At 71.7% G+C, this 17,099-nt stretch carries 15 protein-coding genes and 1 pseudogene; 7 read left to right on the forward strand and 9 right to left on the reverse strand.

Features of this window, described 5'->3' with window-relative positions:
- Window positions 1-17: 17 nt before the first annotated feature.
- The 3 genes from ACWD3I_RS15005 to ACWD3I_RS15015 all read right to left on the reverse strand — a co-directional run bounded on the left by ACWD3I_RS15005 (window position 18) and on the right by ACWD3I_RS15015 (window position 3,343).
- Window positions 18-851, reverse strand: a complete 834-nt coding sequence (locus tag ACWD3I_RS15005) for an alpha/beta fold hydrolase (protein ID WP_365405593.1) — start codon at window positions 849-851, stop codon at window positions 18-20.
- A gap of 88 nt (window positions 852-939) precedes the next feature.
- Window positions 940-2,151: an SGNH/GDSL hydrolase family protein gene (locus tag ACWD3I_RS15010; RefSeq protein ID WP_365405590.1), complete on the reverse strand. Its 1,212-nt coding sequence runs from the start codon at window positions 2,149-2,151 to the stop codon at window positions 940-942.
- 127 nt (window positions 2,152-2,278) lie between these two features.
- Complete coding sequence (locus ACWD3I_RS15015) at window positions 2,279-3,343, reverse strand: LacI family DNA-binding transcriptional regulator (RefSeq protein WP_365405587.1); 1,065 nt, start codon at window positions 3,341-3,343, stop codon at window positions 2,279-2,281.
- Window positions 3,344-3,573: 230 nt separating this feature from the next.
- Between ACWD3I_RS15015 and ACWD3I_RS15020 the strand changes: the two genes are divergently transcribed.
- From ACWD3I_RS15020 to ACWD3I_RS15035, 4 genes are all read left to right on the forward strand, one after another.
- The gene (locus ACWD3I_RS15020; RefSeq protein WP_365405584.1) at window positions 3,574-5,856 is read left to right on the forward strand and encodes an MMPL family transporter; all 2,283 of its coding nucleotides are present in this window, start codon (window positions 3,574-3,576) and stop codon (window positions 5,854-5,856) included.
- 106 nt (window positions 5,857-5,962) lie between these two features.
- On the forward strand, window positions 5,963-7,171 hold the full coding sequence (locus tag ACWD3I_RS15025) for a sensor histidine kinase (RefSeq protein ID WP_365405581.1): 1,209 nt from the start codon (window positions 5,963-5,965) through the stop codon (window positions 7,169-7,171).
- The gene (locus tag ACWD3I_RS15030) at window positions 7,168-7,884 is read left to right on the forward strand and encodes a response regulator transcription factor (RefSeq protein WP_365405578.1); all 717 of its coding nucleotides are present in this window, start codon (window positions 7,168-7,170) and stop codon (window positions 7,882-7,884) included. The genes ACWD3I_RS15025 and ACWD3I_RS15030 overlap by 4 nt, the downstream gene beginning before the upstream one ends.
- 84 nt (window positions 7,885-7,968) lie before the next feature.
- Window positions 7,969-8,853, forward strand: a complete 885-nt coding sequence (locus tag ACWD3I_RS15035) for an NAD(P)-dependent oxidoreductase (RefSeq protein WP_451084098.1) — start codon at window positions 7,969-7,971, stop codon at window positions 8,851-8,853.
- 52 nt (window positions 8,854-8,905) lie between these two features.
- On the opposite strand, the gene ACWD3I_RS15040 is transcribed toward ACWD3I_RS15035, so the two are convergent.
- Window positions 8,906-9,769 (reverse strand): glycoside hydrolase family 16 protein, encoded by an 864-nt coding sequence (locus ACWD3I_RS15040; RefSeq protein WP_451084099.1) that lies wholly within the window; start codon window positions 9,767-9,769, stop codon window positions 8,906-8,908.
- Window positions 9,770-10,023: 254 nt separating this feature from the next.
- On the opposite strand from ACWD3I_RS15040, the gene ACWD3I_RS15045 reads away from it, so the two are divergent.
- Entirely contained in the window at window positions 10,024-11,442 is a 1,419-nt protein-coding gene (locus ACWD3I_RS15045; protein ID WP_365411955.1) for a condensation domain-containing protein, read from the forward strand.
- 26 nt (window positions 11,443-11,468) lie between these two features.
- Here ACWD3I_RS15045 and ACWD3I_RS15050 read toward each other — a convergent pair whose 3' ends face one another.
- Entirely contained in the window at window positions 11,469-11,633 is a 165-nt protein-coding gene (locus tag ACWD3I_RS15050) for an aromatic-ring hydroxylase C-terminal domain-containing protein (RefSeq protein ID WP_365411958.1), read from the reverse strand.
- Window positions 11,634-11,650: 17 nt separating this feature from the next.
- Here ACWD3I_RS15050 and ACWD3I_RS15055 point away from each other — a divergent pair, with 17 nt between their 5' ends.
- A complete protein-coding gene (locus tag ACWD3I_RS15055) occupies window positions 11,651-12,502 on the forward strand; it encodes an isocitrate lyase/PEP mutase family protein (RefSeq protein ID WP_365411961.1) in 852 nt (283 codons plus the stop codon).
- Window positions 12,503-12,535: 33 nt separating this feature from the next.
- Here the strand turns inward: ACWD3I_RS15055 and ACWD3I_RS15060 are convergent, their stop codons facing one another.
- The gene (locus ACWD3I_RS15060; RefSeq protein ID WP_365411963.1) at window positions 12,536-13,888 is read right to left on the reverse strand and encodes an MFS transporter; all 1,353 of its coding nucleotides are present in this window, start codon (window positions 13,886-13,888) and stop codon (window positions 12,536-12,538) included.
- A 110-nt stretch (window positions 13,889-13,998) separates the two neighbouring features.
- Window positions 13,999-14,896, reverse strand: a pseudogene (locus ACWD3I_RS15065) (amidohydrolase).
- Window positions 14,897-15,020: 124 nt separating this feature from the next.
- On the opposite strand from ACWD3I_RS15065, the gene ACWD3I_RS15070 reads away from it, so the two are divergent.
- Window positions 15,021-15,452, forward strand: coding sequence for a hypothetical protein (locus ACWD3I_RS15070; protein ID WP_365411966.1), 432 nt, complete (start codon window positions 15,021-15,023; stop codon window positions 15,450-15,452).
- A gap of 2 nt (window positions 15,453-15,454) precedes the next feature.
- Here the strand turns inward: ACWD3I_RS15070 and ACWD3I_RS15075 are convergent, their stop codons facing one another.
- Both ACWD3I_RS15075 and ACWD3I_RS15080 read right to left on the reverse strand, forming a co-directional pair.
- Window positions 15,455-15,886 (reverse strand): DUF6174 domain-containing protein, encoded by a 432-nt coding sequence (locus ACWD3I_RS15075; protein WP_365411969.1) that lies wholly within the window; start codon window positions 15,884-15,886, stop codon window positions 15,455-15,457.
- A gap of 89 nt (window positions 15,887-15,975) precedes the next feature.
- Window positions 15,976-16,935, reverse strand: a complete 960-nt coding sequence (locus ACWD3I_RS15080) for a trypsin-like serine peptidase (protein WP_365411971.1) — start codon at window positions 16,933-16,935, stop codon at window positions 15,976-15,978.
- Between the last annotated feature and the right edge of the window lie 164 nt (window positions 16,936-17,099).

Consider the following 17,099-nt stretch of genomic DNA (forward strand, 5'->3'; position numbering starts at 1 on the left):
GACCTGGATCCGGGGTGTCAGCCGGCGGTCCGGAGGTGTTCGAGCAGCAGACGGTTCAGCGACTCGGGTGCCTCCTCGGGGATCCAGTGGCTGACACCTCGCAAGGTCTCGAACCGGTACGGCCCTTTGACCCACTGCGCGGTGTCCCGCGCGGCCACCGGTCCGAACGCGGCGTCCGCCGTGCTCCAGACGTACAGCGTGGGTACGTCGATGACGCCGATGGCGCGTTCGGGGCGGCCGGACCGGTACCAGTTCAGCGCCGCCGTGAGGGCGCCCGGTCGGGACAGCTGACGTACGTAGGCCTTGGCACCGGCCTGCGGGAGCTTTCCGGCGTAGAAGGCGCGCAGCTTCTCGGCGTCATGGGCCAGCATCTCGTTCTCGGTGGCGGGAGTCTTGCGCCAGTCGATCATGTAGCGCGACCGTGCACGCTGGTCGTCGTCGGTGCGCAGGGCGTGGGCGAGGGCGCCGGGGTGCGGGGTCGAGACGACCGTCAGCGTGCGTACGCGGGCGGGATGCGCATCGGCGGTCCACCAGGCCACCGCACCTCCCCAGTCGTGGCCGACCAGGTCGAACGTCGTCCAGCCCAGTTGCTCCGCGATCGCGACGACGTCGTCGACCAGGATGTCGACGCGATAGTCCTCGGGGCGCTCGGGGCGGACCCCGGGGGAGTAGCCGCGCTGGTCCGGCGCGACCACGCGGTAGCCGTGCGCGGCCAGCGTCGCGATCTGGTGCCGCCACGCGAGCCTCGTCTGCGGGAAGCCGTGCAGGAGCAGTACCGGGCGACCGTCCGGCGGGCCCGCCACGGTGGCGTCGAACGCGCCCGCGGGAGTGGGGATGCTCAGCTCGGTCACGGCCGACTCCTTCATACCGACTGGTCGGTCAGCTTTCTGTCGTAGGGCCGGAATGTCAAGACGGAAGGGACCGGGCGACAGCATGGACTCACGCCGAGGACGGTCGGGCCGACCTTGCTGCCGGAGAGGGGCCGGCCGCTGCGACTGCCGGGACGTCGCCGGAAGGCGGGAAAGGGGTCTCGCCGAACGACAAGGGCAGGAAGCGCTCGGCCATGCGGGCATAGCCGGCCGCGTTCGGATGCAGGCCGTCGGGGAGGTCGGCGATGTCCTCGGGCCCGAACAACGCCGTTCCGTCGATGAGTCGGAGTCCGTCGTCGCCGTCCTTGCGGCGCTGTTCGACGTGTTGTGCGAGCAGCTCGCGGATGCGGGTGAGGGTGAGCGCCCCCAGGGCGAGTTCGGCGGGGCGGTCGACGGTGTGCACGCGCAGGTCGGGGCCCACGAGGGTGGGGCCGGGCCGGCTCTCGGCGGCCGGGCAGACGATGGGGGTGATGATCAGGATCGGAGTGTCCGGGTGTCCGTCACGGATCGTGTCGAGGAATCCGTGGAAGGCCGCGACGAAGGTGCGCTCCCGCATGCTGTCGGCGTTCAGCACGTTGATGCCGAGTTCGAGACTGATCGTGTCCGCGGGCAGGTCCCGGATGGCGCGGGCCATGAAGGGGTCGAGATGGCACTGTCCGCCCAGACCGAGGTTGAGCAGGGACAGACCCGCGGAACGGGCCACGATCGCCGGCCAGGTGCCGGTCGGCCGGTCCGCCTCCGCGCACTGGCTGATCGAGCTGCCGTGATGCACCCACAGCGGGCCGCTCGCGGGAGCCGCACGCACCGACGCCCCCTCCGGCACGCGTACGTCGAGGAGCTCGAGCGTCGAGGCGACAGGGAGCCAGATCTCGACACGGCGCTCACCGGAATCGGGGCCGAGAGGGAAGCGAACGGTCGCGGGTTCCGCCGGCCGGGTCTCCAGGTCCCCGGAGACGGGGTCGAGGAAGACCAGGGACTGTCGCGTGGCCACGACCGGTTCGCGCAGTTCGCCGTCGACCACCAGGTCGAAGACGGTGCCGCCGGCCGGCATGCCCGGCGGCAGGACCACGGTCAGCCGGACATCGAGCTCGATGTCGGTGGCGTCGGTCAGCAGGTCGAACCGGACCCCTGAGGGCACGGCGCTGGTGAATTCGAAGGCGCTGTCGGCCAGTTGGGCACGTCCCGCATCCGGTGACCGGTGCAGGGTCACTCCGGACGGGCCGGTGGTCCTCCCGAGGGCACCGACGACACACTCGAGCGCGAGACCGAGGACGGATTGCACAGCTGGGCCCTTCGGTCGTGGTCCTCGATCCGCCGGGTCACCTCGGGACGGTGGCGTCCTCGCCGGGCGGCACGGTGACCTTATCGGCCAACGTGTTCCCCGGGACGCCGCGGACAATCACGAATCCTCACCGACCTGTGCCGGTCGGGCGCGGGGGAGCCGTCGAGGCGCGGACGACCAGGTCGACCGGCGGGGCGCTCGCCGGCAGGGGGTCGGCGTCCGGGTTCTCGATGGCGTGCACCAGACGCTTGAGCCCCTCGTGGGCCACGGCGTCGAAGGGCTGCCGCACCGTGGTCAGGGGCGGAGTGACGTAGGCGGCGACCGGAATGTCGTCGAAGCCCACCACGCTGACGTCGTGGGGCACGTGCCGCCCGGCCTCCGTCAGCGCGCGGACCAGCCCGATCGCCATGTCGTCGTTGGCGGCGAACACGGCGGTGACCTCGGGGTCCCGGGCGAACTCGCGGCCCGCCGCATACCCGGACGCGGCCGACCAGTCGCCCTCGACGACGGCGGGCACGTGCCTTCCTTGCGAGATCAGCGTGGTCCGCCACCCCTCCAGCCGGTCCTGGGCGGCGAACCACCGCTGCGGACCCGCCAGATGATGGACCGTCACATGGCCGAGCCCCAGCAGGTGTTCGGTGGCGGCACCGGCCATCAGATCGGCACCCCCGCCCGCGGTCAGCACCGCCGGGGAGGTGAGCGGCGGCGGCGGAGCGCCGATGACGAGGACCGGGACGTCGATACTGAGGGGTCCGGCTTCGCCGTCGCCCGGCTCGTCGATCGGCTCGGAGATGACGATGCCGTCCACGCCCTGGTCGAGGAGCGAGTCCACGGCACCGGCGAGCCCGGCCGGGTCGCCCTCCATCGTGTTGACCACGCGCAGCGCGTACCCCGTGTCCCGGACGACCCGTTCGACGCCCATGAGGAGTGACGCGGGCCCGTACAGGGCGGTACCGAGCGTGATGACACCGATCGAGCGGGTCCGTCCCGACGCCAGTGCCCGGGCGGCGTTGTTGCGCCGGTAACCGAGCTGTTCCGCGGCTTCGAGAACGCGTCTGCGTGCCTCGGCGGAGACATAGGGCTCTTCGTTGAAGACTCTCGACACCGTCTTCTGGGAGACCCCGGCGAGACGCGCCACATCCACACTGTTCGGCGCCGCGGAGCTGCCGCTCCGTCCTGTGCCTCGCTTCATGGTGTCTCCCGATGACCACACGATCGAGTCGCAATGATGTCAGACGCCACCACCCGACCGCGGAGACGTCGTACCGGCGTAGGACCCGGCGGCCCGGACACGTACTGCGGTTTCAGTAGAGGGTCCTCCGGATGCGGTGGTCGGGAGTGCCAGTAGCCGCACGACGACGGGAGGGGGTCCGCCAGGACAGCCTGATCGGGTAAACGAGAGCAGATGCGGAGTTCCCTGACGTGGCTACTTTTCTGTATCGACTGGGCCGGCTGGCCTTCCGGCGGCGCGGTTACGTCGCCTTGATATGGCTGGCGGTACTGACCGCCGTCGGACTGGGTGCCCTCCAGGCGCCGGGAGCATCCGACGAGGAGTTCTCGATGCCGGGCATCGAGTCGCAGAAGGCGTACGACCTGATGCAGGAGCGCTTCCCCGGAGCCGCCGCCGACGGCGCCACCGCCCGGGTGGTGTTCGTCGCCCCCGACGGGCAGAAGGTCACCGCGACCGCCACCAGGCAGGCGATCGAGGAGACGGTGACCGCCCTCGGCGACGGCTCGCAGGTGGCCGGCGTCGTGGATCCCTTCGAGGCGAAGGCGGTCAGCCAGGACGGTTCGACCGCCTACGCCACCGTCACCTACAAGGTGAAGTCGTCCGAGGTCACCGACGCCAGCCGGACGGCGGTGGAGAAGGCCGCCGACCAGGCCCGGGAGAGCGGTCTGGCCGTGGAGACGGGCGGCAGCGCCATGGACAGCGGGGGTGGTCCGGGCGGGGTCGCCGAGATCATCGGCATCGCGGTGGCCGCCCTCGTCCTGCTGATCACCTTCGGCTCGCTGGCCGCCGCGGGGCTGCCGCTGCTGACGGCGATCCTCGGTGTCGGCGTCAGCATGTTCACCATCACCATGCTGGCCGACGCGTTCGGGCTGTCCACGAGCACCGGCACCCTGGCGATGATGCTGGGCCTCGCGGTCGGCATCGACTACGCCCTGTTCGTCGTCTCCCGCTACCGCGAGGAACGCGACAAGGGACGCACACCCGAGGAGGCGGCCGGTCTCGCGGTCGGTACGGCCGGTTCGGCGGTCGTCTTCGCGGGCCTGACCGTCGTCATCGCCCTGGCCGGTCTGACGGTCGTCGGCATTCCGATGCTGACCAAGATGGGCCTGACCGCCGCCGGTGCCGTGGTCGTCGCCGTGCTCATCGCCCTGACCGTCGTGCCCGCGCTCGTCGGCTTCTGGCCGAACGCCGTGCTCTCGGGCGCGGTGCGCAAGCAGGGACGCGCGGGCCGCTCGCCCCTGTCCCGAATGCTCCGATTCCGTCCGCTCCGGCGGCCCGGTAAGCCGTCGGAGCAGGACGAGCTGGACAACCGCGGAACCCGCTGGGCCCGGTTCGTGCTGCGCCGCCCGATCCCCGTCCTGCTGCTGGGTGTCGTGGGCCTCGGCGTCCTGGCGATCCCGATGACCCAGTTGCAGCTCGGCATGCCCGGCGACGAGGCCAAGTCCACCTCCACCACCGAGCGCCGCGCCTACGACGCCCTCGCGGAGGGCTTCGGCCCCGGCTTCAACGGGCCGCTCACCATCGTGGTCGACGCCGAGGGCACCGACGACGCCAAGGCCGCGGTGAACGCCGTCCACCAGGACATCACCGACACGAAGGGTGTCGTCTCGGTCGCCGTACCCCGCTTCAACGACGCCGGGGACACGGCCGTGTTCACCGCGACACCGGGCACCAGCCCGACCGACGAGAAGACCAAGACCCTCGTCAAGACCATCCGGGGCGAGCGCCCGGGGATCGAGTCGGCGACCGGCGCGTCCTTCGAGGTCACCGGTACCACGGCGCTCAACATCGACATCGCGACGAAGGTACAGGCCGCGCTGGTGCCGTATCTGATCACCGTCGTCGGTCTGGCCGTCGTCCTCCTGCTGGTGGTCTTCCGGTCCCTGCTCGTCCCCCTCAAGGCGGCGCTCGGCTTCCTGCTCTCGGTCCTCGCGGCCCTGGGCGCGGTCGTCCTGGTCTTCCAACAGGGCCACGGGGCAGGTGTGTTCGGGGTGGAGCAGACCGGTCCGATCATGAGCCTGATGCCGATCTTCCTGGTGGGCATCGTGTTCGGCCTGGCCATGGACTACGAGGTCTTCCTCGTCTCGCGGATGCGGGAGGCGTACGTCCATGGCGAACCGGCCGACCAGGCGATCGTCTCGGGGTTCCGGCACAGCGCCCGGGTCGTCGTGGCCGCCGCGCTCATCATGATCGCCGTCTTCGCGGGCTTCATCGGCGAGAGCGACTCCATGATCAAGATGATCGGTTTCGGCTTGGCCACCGCCGTGCTCCTCGACGCCTTCGTCGTCCGCATGGCGATCGTGCCCGCGGTCCTCGCCCTGCTGGGCGACCGGGCCTGGTGGCTGCCGAAGTGGCTGGACCGGCGGCTGCCCCGGGTCGACGTGGAGGGCGAGGCCCTCACCCGGCGCCCGGCCGCCGAGGTGGCGGACCGGGACCCCGACCCGGACGGCGAACCGGTCGAGGCGCGCGTCTGACCGGGACGACCGTCCCTCCCAGGGCTGCCTGTGGCGAAGGCCACGGGCAGCCCGCACGCCGTACGTCGTCCACCATGGGGCTCAGGCCCTTCACCCGGAGAGACAGATGACCACCAGCCCGGACCGCCGCACAGGGCGCCGATACACCGCCGTGGACGTGATCCTGGTCCTGGGGCTGCTCGGCACCGTGACCCTCGGCGCGTCCATCGCCATCCCCGGTGTCAGCCAGCCGCGCGAGGACTGGCCCGCCGAAGTCCTCGCGGCCGTCTCCTGCCTCGCCCAACTCCGAGCCCGCACCTACCCGCGCAGCGCACTCGTCGTGGCCACCGTCTGCACGGTGATCACCGTGGCCCTGGGCTACCTGGTGACCCCCCTGATCCTCGCCCCCCTGATGATCGCCCTGTTCCGGCTGGCCGCCGGCACCGACACCAGGACCACGCGGGTGTGGGGTGCCCTGACCATCGCCGTGGTGGTCGCCACGGCCGTGTTCGACACCCACACGACCGGGATGCTCCTGCTGCGCACCGTCGGGCCGGTGCTGTGGCTGATGCTGCCCCTGGTGGGCGGCAGCCGGGACCGGCTGCGCCGTGCCCACACGGAGTCGGTGCAGGCACGTGCCGCGTACGCCGAGCGCACCCGCGAGGAGGAGGCCCGGCTACGGGTCGCCGAGGAGCGGCTGCGGATCGCCCGCGAACTCCACGACGTCGTCGCCCACCACATGGCCGTGGCCAACGCACAGGCCGGAACCGCCCGCCACCTCGCCCCCACCCACCCCGAACAGGCGATGAAACTGCTCGACGAGCTGACCGCCACCACGTCCTCCGCGCTCCTCGAACTCCGGGCCACGGTAGGGGTGTTGCGCCAGATCGGCGACGACTCCGACGACGACTCCCTGGAACCCGCCCCCGGCCTGGACCGCCTCCCCGAACTGATCGCCACCTGCGAGAGCGCCGGCGTCGAGGTCACCGTCATCACCGAGGGCGAGCCCCGGCCGCTGTCGCCGGGCGTGGACCTGACGGCGTACCGGATCATCCAGGAGGCCCTCACCAACGTCACCAAGCACGGCGCGGGGACGGGGGCGAGCGTCCGGCTGACGTACTCGGACTCCCGTGTGCTGATCTCGGTCACCAACGACGCGGCCGCCACCACGTCGTCGGTCCCGGGCGGAGGTTACGGTCTGATGGGCATGCGTGAGCGCGCCCACTCCATCGGAGGCGATCTGCACGCCGGCCCGCGCCCCGAGGGCGGCTTCGAGGTCGCCACCGCGCTGCCGTTGCACCCCCTCGCCCCGGACGAGAACGAGGCAATCCTGTGACCATCCGTGTCCTGCTCGCCGACGACCAGGCCCTGCTGCGCGGCACGTTCCGGCTGCTGATCGACTCCTGCGAGGACATGGAGGTGGTCGGCGAGGCCGCCAACGGCCAGGAGGCGGTGGACCTCGCCCGCACCCACCGGCCCGACATCGTCCTGATGGACATCCGCATGCCCGGCACGGACGGCCTCGCCGCCACCGCCACGATCTGCGACGACCCCGAACTGGCCGGCACCCGGGTGCTGGTCCTGACCATGTTCGAGACCGACGAGTACGTCGCCAAGGCACTGCGCGTCGGCGCCAGCGGTTTCCTCGGCAAGTACGTCACCACCGACGCCCTCCTGGCGGGCATCCGCACCGTGGCCGCGGGTGAGGCCCTCCTCTCACCCGGCGCCACCCGCGCCCTCATCACCCGCTTCCTCACCGCCCCGGCCCCCGGCGCCCTCCTCGCACCCCCGGACCGCCTCAACGACCTCACCCCCCGCGAACGCGAGGTCACCTCCCTCGCCGCCCGAGGCAGGTCCAACGACCAGATCGCCGAGGAACTCGTCCTCAGCGTCCTGACCGTCCGCAGCCACATCCAACGCGCCCTGACGAAGCTGGGCGCCCGCGATCGCGCGCAACTCGTGGTGATCGCCTACCAGACCGGGCTCGTACGGCCCGCGTCCCCCTCGGGGCCCGGCAGGCAGGAGTCCGGCCGGGGCCCCGCAGCGTGAGGGCGGTCACGGCTTCACGGAGTCCTGGTCGACGGGCGTCCGAACCCTATGCTCGGGTCCCCGCCCCCAAGGGAAGTTGACGTCATGAACGACAAGCCCACCGTGAGTGTCCTCGGCACCGGAATCATGGGCGCCGCGATGGCCCGCAACCTCGCCCGCGCCGGACACACCGTCCGTGCCTGGAACCGCAGCCGCGACAAGGCCGAACCGCTCGCCGCCGACGGCATCGCCGTCGTCGGCACCCCCGCCGAGGCCGTCGAGGGCGCCGATGTCGTCCTGACCATGCTCTACGACGGTCCCGCCGCCCTCGACGTCATGCGGCGGGCCGCCTCCGCGCTGCGCTCCGGCGTCGCCTGGGTGCAGTCCACCACCGCCGGTGTCGAGGGCGTCGCCGACCTGGCCGCCTTCGCCCGCGAGCAGGACCTCGTCTTCTACGACGCCCCCGTGCTCGGCACCCGCGGGCCCGCCGAGGCCGGACAACTCCTCGTCCTCGCCGCGGGGCCGGTGGACGGACGGCGAAAGGTGACGCCCGTCCTCGACGCCGTCGGCGCCCGTACGGTGTGGACCGGCGAGGACGGAGCCGAAGGCAGCGCCACCCGGCTGAAGCTGGTCGCCAACAGCTGGGTCATCGCGACCACCAATGCGGTGGGCGAGGTCCTGGCCCTGTCGAAGGCGCTCGACGTCGACCCGCAGAACTTCTTCGACGCCATCGCGGGGGGCCCGCTGGACATGGGATACCTGCGCGCCAAGTCCGCGCTGATCCTCGAGGAGCGGCTGTTCCCGCCCCAGTTCGCCGTGTCGACCGCCGCCAAGGACGCCCGACTGATCGTCGAGGCCGGCGAACGAGGCGGCGTCCGGCTCGACGTGGCCGCCGCGAGCGCGGAGCGCCTGGAGCGTGCCGCCGCGCAGGGACACGGCGACGAGGACATGGCCGCCGCGTACTTCGCCAGCTTCGACGAGAAGGCCTGAGGGAACGTACGTGAGCCGGGCGCGGACACCTCGCCCGGGCGGCTCGTGCGGGTCACTTCCAGTCGTACGCGTACGCGGCGACCCAGGTGATGTCGAGCTGGGCGCTGCTGCCCGGAGCCGCGCCGGGGCCCTGAAGGGCGCTCTCGTTCTGGAGCACCCAGGACAGGGGCTGCCGGGGAACCTCTCGGGTGTCGTGCCCCACCTGCCGTCCGTCCACGAAGAAGCGCACATGGCCGGGCGTCCACTCGGTGGAGACCGTGTGCCACCGCGTCCAGTCGTCGCTCCCTGGGAAGTAGCCCTGTTCACCCCCGCCGCACGGATGGTGGAAGGCCGTGAGGTCCCCGGTCCACTCGCCCTCGGGATGGTCCATCTCGCAGCCCCCGCCGTAGTGCAGCCAGGCCGACTTGTAGCCGGGCGCGAGCTTGGTCACCTTGATACGGGCGCTGTACTTGCCGTACTTCATCTGCATGACGGCACGAGGTACCACTGCCGCAGCGTGCACGGGACCCCCGTCGGCGGGCCGCCACATACGGATGGACATCCGGCCGTCGCCGTTCTCCGCGGGACCCACGCTCACGGTGTCCTCCGGATGGTAGACACCCACGACCTGCCGACCGCGGTCATTGGCCGTGTCACGCCAACCGGTCGGATAGGCCCACCAGTTGTCACGGTACGCACCGCGCAGGCCCCCGCAGTACGCGGCGGAGGTGTCGGCGTGGTGGTCGCAGTCGCTGAACCCGCCCAGCGGCACCCGGTCACCGTTGAAGTCCTCGGCGAGGACCTGCCAGAACGGCCCGCAGTCGCCGCGGGGCAGTTCGGTGCCGGTGGTGCGGCAGGCGTCGGCCGCACCGGCTTCCCCCGCTGCTCCGTCGGCGCTGGGGACGCCGAGGACGGCGGCCAGGAGCACGAGCCCCATGGACACCAGCAGAGCGCGCTTACGACCGTTCGGTGCTGCGTGTGATCCCATCGGGAGGCCCTCCGGTCCTCGGTGCGCCGACGTCGTACGACGGGAAGTGCCGCGCGAGGGAGCATCCTCGCCGCGGGCCGGTGCGAACGCCATCCCCGGAACGGCCGTAGTACCGGAGGGTCGGCCTCCAGTCGCGTTGCTTCGGGCCCGTCCGCTCGTTGATCTCTCCACGCGGTGAGCGATGATCGGAGAGCCCTGTGCGCATGACCGACCTCCAGCGGTGCGAGATCCGGCCCGGAAGGCTCGTGGAGTGGACCCTGCATCCGGCGTCGGTGGACGCGGCGCGGGCCTTGCCGGACGACGCGAGGCCACCGGCGTACGTCCAGGAGTCCCACATCCGCACGGCACGGACGGTGCGGGAGGACGGGCTGTTCGTGCCGACCTGGCTCGGTACCGCCTTCGACATCCCCGGACGGGTCGAACTCGACGTTCTGCAGGGCGCGTTGAAGGCCTGGATGCTGCGGCACGAGACGCTGCGCAGCGGGTTCAGATGGGCCGGCGACGAGATGCGGCGGTTCACACTCGACTCCGAGGCCGTCGCCCTGCACCGCGAGGACATCGGCGAGTTCGCGGACGCGGTGACGCTGACCCGGTACCTGCAGGACCGTTTCGACGTCGCCGCCGACGCGCTCACCTGGCCCAACTTCCTGTTCACGGCCGTCGTCCGGGACGACGGCGCGAGCGTGTACATGGCGTTCGACCACAGCAACGTGGACGCGTACTCGATCCACCGCATCACCGCCGAGATCCACGAGTTGTACGCGGCAGGCCTCGACGGGCGGGTCGTCGCGCCCCAACCGGTCGCCAGCTACGTCGACTTCTGCGCCGACGAACGCTCGGACGCCGACCGGATCGACGACACCCACCAAGTCGTCGGCCGCTGGCGGGAGTTCATCGCGCGCTGCGACGGCAGGCTGCCGAACTTCCCCGTCGACCTCGGCCTGGACCCCGAAGGCCCGCTGCCCGAGCAGAGGTTCGTCCAGGAGATGCTCGTGGACGCCGCGGACGCGGCGGCCTTCGAGGCGTACTGCCGTCCCTACGGCGGCAGTCTGGTCGGTGTCGTCGCGGCCGTCGCGCTCGCCGCCCGCGAGATCAGCGGCCTGAGCGTGTACCGCACCGTCGTGCCCTTCCACACCCGGGTAAAGTCCCGCTGGGCCGACTCGGTCGGCTGGTACGTGGGCGGGGCGCCCGTCGAGATCCCGGTGGAGCGGGCCGTGGACTTCGACGCCGCCCTGGAACTGGTCCGCACCGCGCTGCGCGACACCCGGGCGCTGTCCCGGATGCCCCTGGCCCGCGTCCTGCGCCTCCTGGGCGCGGACTTCCGGCCCACCTCACCGGACCTGTACTCGATCGTCTCGTACGTCGACTCGCGCGGTATCCCCGGTGCCGAGCGCTGGCAGGAGCTGAAGGCGTACGGGCTGATCAGGGTGTCCTACGGCGACCAGGTGTGCGCGTGGGTCACCCGGGTCCCCGAAGGGCTGCAGTTCGCCTGCCGACTGCCGGACACGCCGGCCGCAGACAAGAACATGCGGCGCTGTGCGGAGCTTCTGCGGGCGAGGATCGTCGCGGTGGCGCGCGAGACCGGGCCCGTGGGCGCGGGGGCGGCGGCCCGTCAGGGGTAGAGCCCTCGGCAGGTCCGCGTCCCGGGTCAGCGGGGTGTCGAGGCGGTGACGGTGGCGAGGGCGCTGCGGAGTGCGTCGTCGGCGGGTGGGTCATCGGGCCGGCGGGCCGCGATGTGGCCGTCGGGGCGGACGATCAGGGCTCCGTGGGTACACGGAAGCGCGATCGACTCGCTGGCCGTGGGCGGTGCCACGACGTACGTTCGGGTGCGTGAACATCGACAGCCGAGAACGAGCAGAGCGTTTCGTCGAGTTGCATCAAGAGGGGTGCTTCCTGCTCCCCAACGCCTGGGACGTGGGAAGCGCCCGGATCCTGGAGTCGGCCGGCTTTCCCGCCGTGGCCACCACGAGCGCGGGTGTCGCCTTCTCGCTCGGACGCCCGGACCACGACTTCCACGACGAGAAGACGTCGGACGGGCGGATCGACCGCGACACCACGATCCGCCGGGTCCGTGAGATCGCGGACGAACTCCGGGTGCCGCTGAGCGCGGACCTGGAGGACGGGTTCGGTGAGGCGCCCGAGACCGTGGCGGAGACCATTTCGATGACCCGCGCGGCAGGCGCCGCGGGGGGCAACATCGAGGACTTCACCGGCGACCGCGCCCGGCCCCTGTACGAGGAGTCGCTCGCGGTGGACCGTGTCCGCGCCGCCCGTGCCGCCGTGGACGCCGCCGACGTCCCGTTCGTCCTGGTCGGCCGGACGGATGTGCTGCTGGTCGGCGGCTCGCTCGACGAGGCCGTACGGCGGGCCAACGCCTATCTGGCGGCCGGCGCGGACTGCGCGTTCGTGCCGGGCGCCGCCGACGCCGAGACCATCGGCACCCTGGTGCGGGAACTCGACGGCCCGCTCAATGTCGTCATGGGGCTCACCGGCAACGCACTGGCCCTGGACGACCTGCGCGAACTCGGGGTGCGCAGGGTCACCGTCGGCGGCAGCATCGCCCGTGCGATGTACCGTCACCTGCTGGACGCGGCAAGGGAGTTGGCGGACCGGGGCACCTTCTCCTACGCCGACGACCAGCTCGCCCAGACGGATCTGAACGACCTGTTCCGCCAGGCCTGACGCTCACCGTGTGACGGCGCGGGTGGCCGGTTCTCATGCGGAGATCTCTTCCGTGCGGGGGACGGAGGGGCGGGCGGTGGAGTCGTCGAGGGTGCTGCGGTTGGTCTCGCGGACGAAGCAGACGGTCACCGCGGTGACGGCGGCACCGCCGCAGAGCAGCAGGGCGACGGGGGTGCTGTTGCCGCTTCCGGCCACCAGGCTTCCGGCGATCATGGGGGAGAAGCCGGCGCCGACGAGGGTGGCGCCCTGGTAGCCGAGGGAGGCGCCGGTGTAGCGGACCTTGGTGCCGAACATCTCGGTGAGCAGCGCGCCCAGCGGGCCGTACATCGTGGACTGGGCGATGCCGTGGCCGAGGACGACGGCGAGGATCAGCAGCCCCGGCGACCTGGAGTCGACCAGCGCCAGGACGGGGAAGGCGAGCGCGGCCGAGGCGATGGCTCCGGCGAGGACGACCGGGCGGCGGCCGACCTTGTCGGAGAGCGCGGAGGCGCAGGGCAGCACGACGAGCGCGACGCACGCGGAGACGGTGAGGGCGTTGAGCACCTGCGGCCGGGCGTACCCGATGCCGGTGGCGTACGCGATCATGTAGCTGGTCAGCAGCGACTGCGCGGTGAAGGCGCCGATGCCGACACCGCAGGCCAGCAGCACGGGGCGCGGGTTGCGCAGGACGTCGAGGATCGGCAGCCGGGACTCGGCGCGGTCCTTCTTCACCTCGGCGAAGAGCGGGCTCTCCACGACCTTGAGCCGGACGAAGAGGCCGACGCCGAGCAGGGCGACGCTGAACAGGAACGGCACCCGCCAGCCCCACGCCGCGAAGTCGTCCTTGGGGAGGGTGACGACGTACGCGACGACCGCGGTGGACAGCAGGGAGCCGAGCGGGGCTCCCATCTGCGTGAAGCTGGACCACAGGCCGCGGCGCCGCTCTCCGGCGTGCTCGACGACCATCAGGGTCGCGCCGCCCCACTCACCGCCGATGGCGATGCCCTGGACGACGCGCAGGGCGATCAGCAGGACCGGAGCCCACACGCCGATCGTGTCGTACGTGGGCAGCAGGCCGATGAGGAAGCTGGCGCCGCCCATCAGACCCATGGTGAGCAGCAGCATCGACTTGCGGCCGAGCCGGTCGCCGAAGTGGCCGAAGAGGATGCCGCCGAGCGGTCGGGCGACATAGCCGGCGGCGAAGGTGCCGAACGCGGCGATCGTGCCGACGGCCGGATCGGCGCCGGGGAAGAACAGTTCGCCGAAGACGAGCGCGGCGACCGTGCCGTAGACGAGGAAGTCGTAGAACTCCACGGCGGTACCGAGCAGACCGGAGGCGGCGACCAGGCGCAGCTGCCGGGCTCGCTCGGCGGCCGTGGACGGTGATGCGACGGGGGACGAGGGCATCGCGGTCTCCCTTGAGCGGGGGAAGGACACCGCGAAAGTAGGCTCTGGCGTGACCGCAGTCAAGAAAGTGCACAACATTAGAATGTGGAGCGGCCCCGGCTCACTCGGGTTCAGTGACTCTCGCCGGTCAGCAGCCGTCGAGGGTTCGCGATCCGGAAGGCATGCGCAGCGGCCCCGCCCGGACCGAAGCCGGGATGCCGCGGGGGCTCCGCGTACGGCCGGTCCGAGCCCTGGACGACGGCGTCCGTCCCGAGGACGCGGACCACGGCGTCCACGGAGCGCGGACCGTAGGAGGAGGTCTCGACGAAGACCTCCGGATCCACCGCCGCCGAGCCGTCGCCACGGGCGGCGAAGCGCTCCCCGTGCAGCGGGGCCAGTCCGGCGAGCAGCGCGAAGCACACCCGCAGGCGAGGGTGGCGGGGGCGGCCGAAGGCGCGGAAGGCGAACCAGGCGGCGTGCATCTGCTGGACGTAGGGCACCATCGCGGGCCACCAGCCGGGCCCCCCGGACCCGCCCGGTGCGGGCCCGGGGTGGACGAAGAGCGGCAGGTCGCGCTCCTCCAGCAGGTCCAGCAGCGGGGCGGCGCGCGTAGCAGGCGGTGTCCACCAGGGCGTCGGCCGGGAGCTGGAGCCCCACGAAGCCCCCGTCGAGGTCCTGGGCCGTGGCCTTCGCGTCGATGTCCCGCACGCATGCGGCGGCCCAGGCGCCGAACGGCTCGGGGAGGGCGGCCGCGTCCTCGTGGTAGGCGTCGAGGAGCGGGCGGGCCTCGGCCGACGGCAGCCACTCCACGCCGATCGGGGCCGACATCGAGACGAGCGCCCGCCCCAGACCGTCGGCGCGGGCGAGTTCGGCGCGCCGGGCGATGTCGTGGTCGGCGGGCGGGATGTCGTACGGCGGCTCCCCGTCCAGGTACAGGGTCCAGCCGTCCGGACGCGGCGGCTCACGGCGTGAGCGCAGGGCCGCCACCAGGGACGGGGTCCACAGATGCTGGTGCACGTCGACGTTCATGACACAGGATCTCGCGGGCCCCCGCCACCAGGTCCACCCCGCGGCGGACCGAACTGAACACCCGCCGCGTCGCACCCGTACCTCCTGGCATACGTCCGGCCGACGTCCCGAAACGGAGAGGTACGTGTCCCAGCGCGCCCGCAGTCCGCTCACCGCCCACCTGCTACTGGCGGGCGGGCTGGCCCTGCTCACCCTGGTCACGGGGTGCGGCGCAGGGTCGGACGAGTCCAAGGTGAGCAGCAGCACGAAGGTGACGGCCGCTCCTTCCGCCGGTGTCGTGGCTCCCGCGAAGGTGGAGGTCATCGCCGGGCTGGTCGGCTGCAAGGTCAAGATCCGCACGGATGCCGACGAGTTGAGGGAAGGCGTGTGCCACGGGAAGGACGGTGACTTCCTCATCACCACGTTCCCCGAGGAGCGGCTCAAGCTCACCTGGCTGGACGCCGCCTCCGTCTACGGCGGCAAGTACCTCGTCGGCACCCGCTGGGTGGTCAGCGCCCCGGAGGCGCTGCTGAAGAGGTTCCGCCCCGAGCTCGGCGGGAACATCCAGCAGTTGTAGCGCTAGTCGGCGGCCGGTTCGTAGCCGGTGATGTCGTAGCGGACCTCGTCGTCCATGGCGTTCTCCTCGCCGTCGATCTCGATGCGCGTCGGATGCCCGTCCGCCGCGTACCGGGCCTCCGCCGTGTCCGCGTCGTCGCCGCGCGCCCGCTCCAGCTCCTCCAGCAGTGCGCCCAGGGTGGGTACTTGGTCGGGCAGCTGCCGTACGACCCGACGCGCGCTGTCGTCGAGGCCGACCGCCTTCGTGACCTCGCCGCCTCGGACCGTGATCCGGAAGGTGCCGATGAGGGCCCGTTCGCCCTCGCTCGACGTCAGCGTGTACGTGTACGAGGCGGGCTCCTCCCAGGCGGGCGCGGCCGGCTCCGCCTCGTCACCGCAGGCGGCCAGGCCGCCCACCAGTACGGCCACGAAGAAGAGCGAGCGTACGACGGTCATGGCGGCCCCTTCGAAGACGGTTACTGCTACGACGCCGGCCGGCCCCAGGACGTTCGGGGCCGGCCGGCGTTCGTACCGTCAGGAGCCGCTCAGGACGACTGGGCCGTCTGGTAGAGGTTCTGTGCGTCCGCGCCGAAGTACGGGCCGTACATCGCGTTCGGCAGGAAGTTGTACTTGAAGCTGTTCACCGAGGACTGGAGTCCGGTGCCGGTGGCCTCGTCGAACTGGGTGAACCAGGGGCCGCCGCTGGAGCCGCCGGTCATGTTGCAGGTCAGACCGTGGTCACCGGAGAGCAGGAAGTCGCGGTAGGTGGTGCCGCTGCAGTAGATGAACTTCTGGCCGTCGTACGGGGCGGCGGCGGGGAAGCCGAAGGCGTACATCGCCTTGTTGTAGCCGGTGTTGAACGCCAGGCCCTGACCGCCGACGACATCGGTGAGCAGTTGCCCGTTCAGCGGGGCCACCACGGCCGCGCCGACGTCGTAGTTGATGTCCTCGCTCGCCGTCCACTGCGGGGTCGACAGGGTCTTGGACGCCGGCCAGGTGCCGTACGGCGTCTGCCCGTCGTGGTACCCGGGCGCGAACACCCAGTTGGTGTGCCAGGCGCCCTCCAGTTTCACGCAGTGCCCGGCGGTGAGGACGGTGGACTTGTTGGCGCTCGTGACGGCGTTGCCGGAGCAGGAGGCGGTACGGCCCTGGTAGGTGAAGAACACCCGCCCGGCGGTCTGGACGACCGCCCCGCCACCGGCCCACGCGCCGCCACCGTTGGGGAACGCCAGCGCGCCGACGGACGAGCCCGGCGCGCTGGGTGCGATGAGCGTCTTCCTGCCCTTGCGAGGCTCGGATGCCGACACCGCGGAGCGGTCGACGGACAGGACGTCGAGCGGAGTCGCCTGGCGCATCCGCTCCGGCGTCCAGAAGGCCTGGGTGCGTTGCTGTGCCGTGAGTGACACGGTTCCCGGGTCGGGGGCGGCGCCGGCCGGCGTGGTGAGGACGCCGGCGGTCAGCAGTGCGGCTGCGCCCACCAGGGCGGCACGAAGTCTGCCTATCACGCGGTCTCCTTCTGCGGTGGGGGTCGGAGGGTGTGACCGTTCTGCGCGCAGAGTGCCACCGATCGTCCTATTTGGGCAGGTGCACGTCAGGATGATGGCCGAAAAGGCACACCCTCTCTCCGCCGGCGACACAGGGGGCGATCTCGCCGCCGCCCGGAGGATGG

Source organism: Streptomyces sp. NPDC002817, from assembly GCF_053592055.1.

Coding starts and splice junctions, on each gene's coding strand:
- ACWD3I_RS15075 (WP_365411969.1), bottom strand. CDS start 15,886: ATGACCGTCGTACGCTCGCTCTTCTTCGTGGCCGTACTGGTGGGCGGC.
- ACWD3I_RS15015 (WP_365405587.1), bottom strand. CDS start 3,343: ATGAAGCGAGGCACAGGACGGAGCGGCAGCTCCGCGGCGCCGAACAGT.
- ACWD3I_RS15045 (WP_365411955.1), top strand. CDS start 10,024: ATGACCGACCTCCAGCGGTGCGAGATCCGGCCCGGAAGGCTCGTGGAG.
- ACWD3I_RS15060 (WP_365411963.1), bottom strand. CDS start 13,888: ATGCCCTCGTCCCCCGTCGCATCACCGTCCACGGCCGCCGAGCGAGCC.
- ACWD3I_RS15035 (WP_451084098.1), top strand. CDS start 7,969: ATGAACGACAAGCCCACCGTGAGTGTCCTCGGCACCGGAATCATGGGC.
- ACWD3I_RS15025 (WP_365405581.1), top strand. CDS start 5,963: ATGACCACCAGCCCGGACCGCCGCACAGGGCGCCGATACACCGCCGTG.
- ACWD3I_RS15040 (WP_451084099.1), bottom strand. CDS start 9,769: ATGGGGCTCGTGCTCCTGGCCGCCGTCCTCGGCGTCCCCAGCGCCGAC.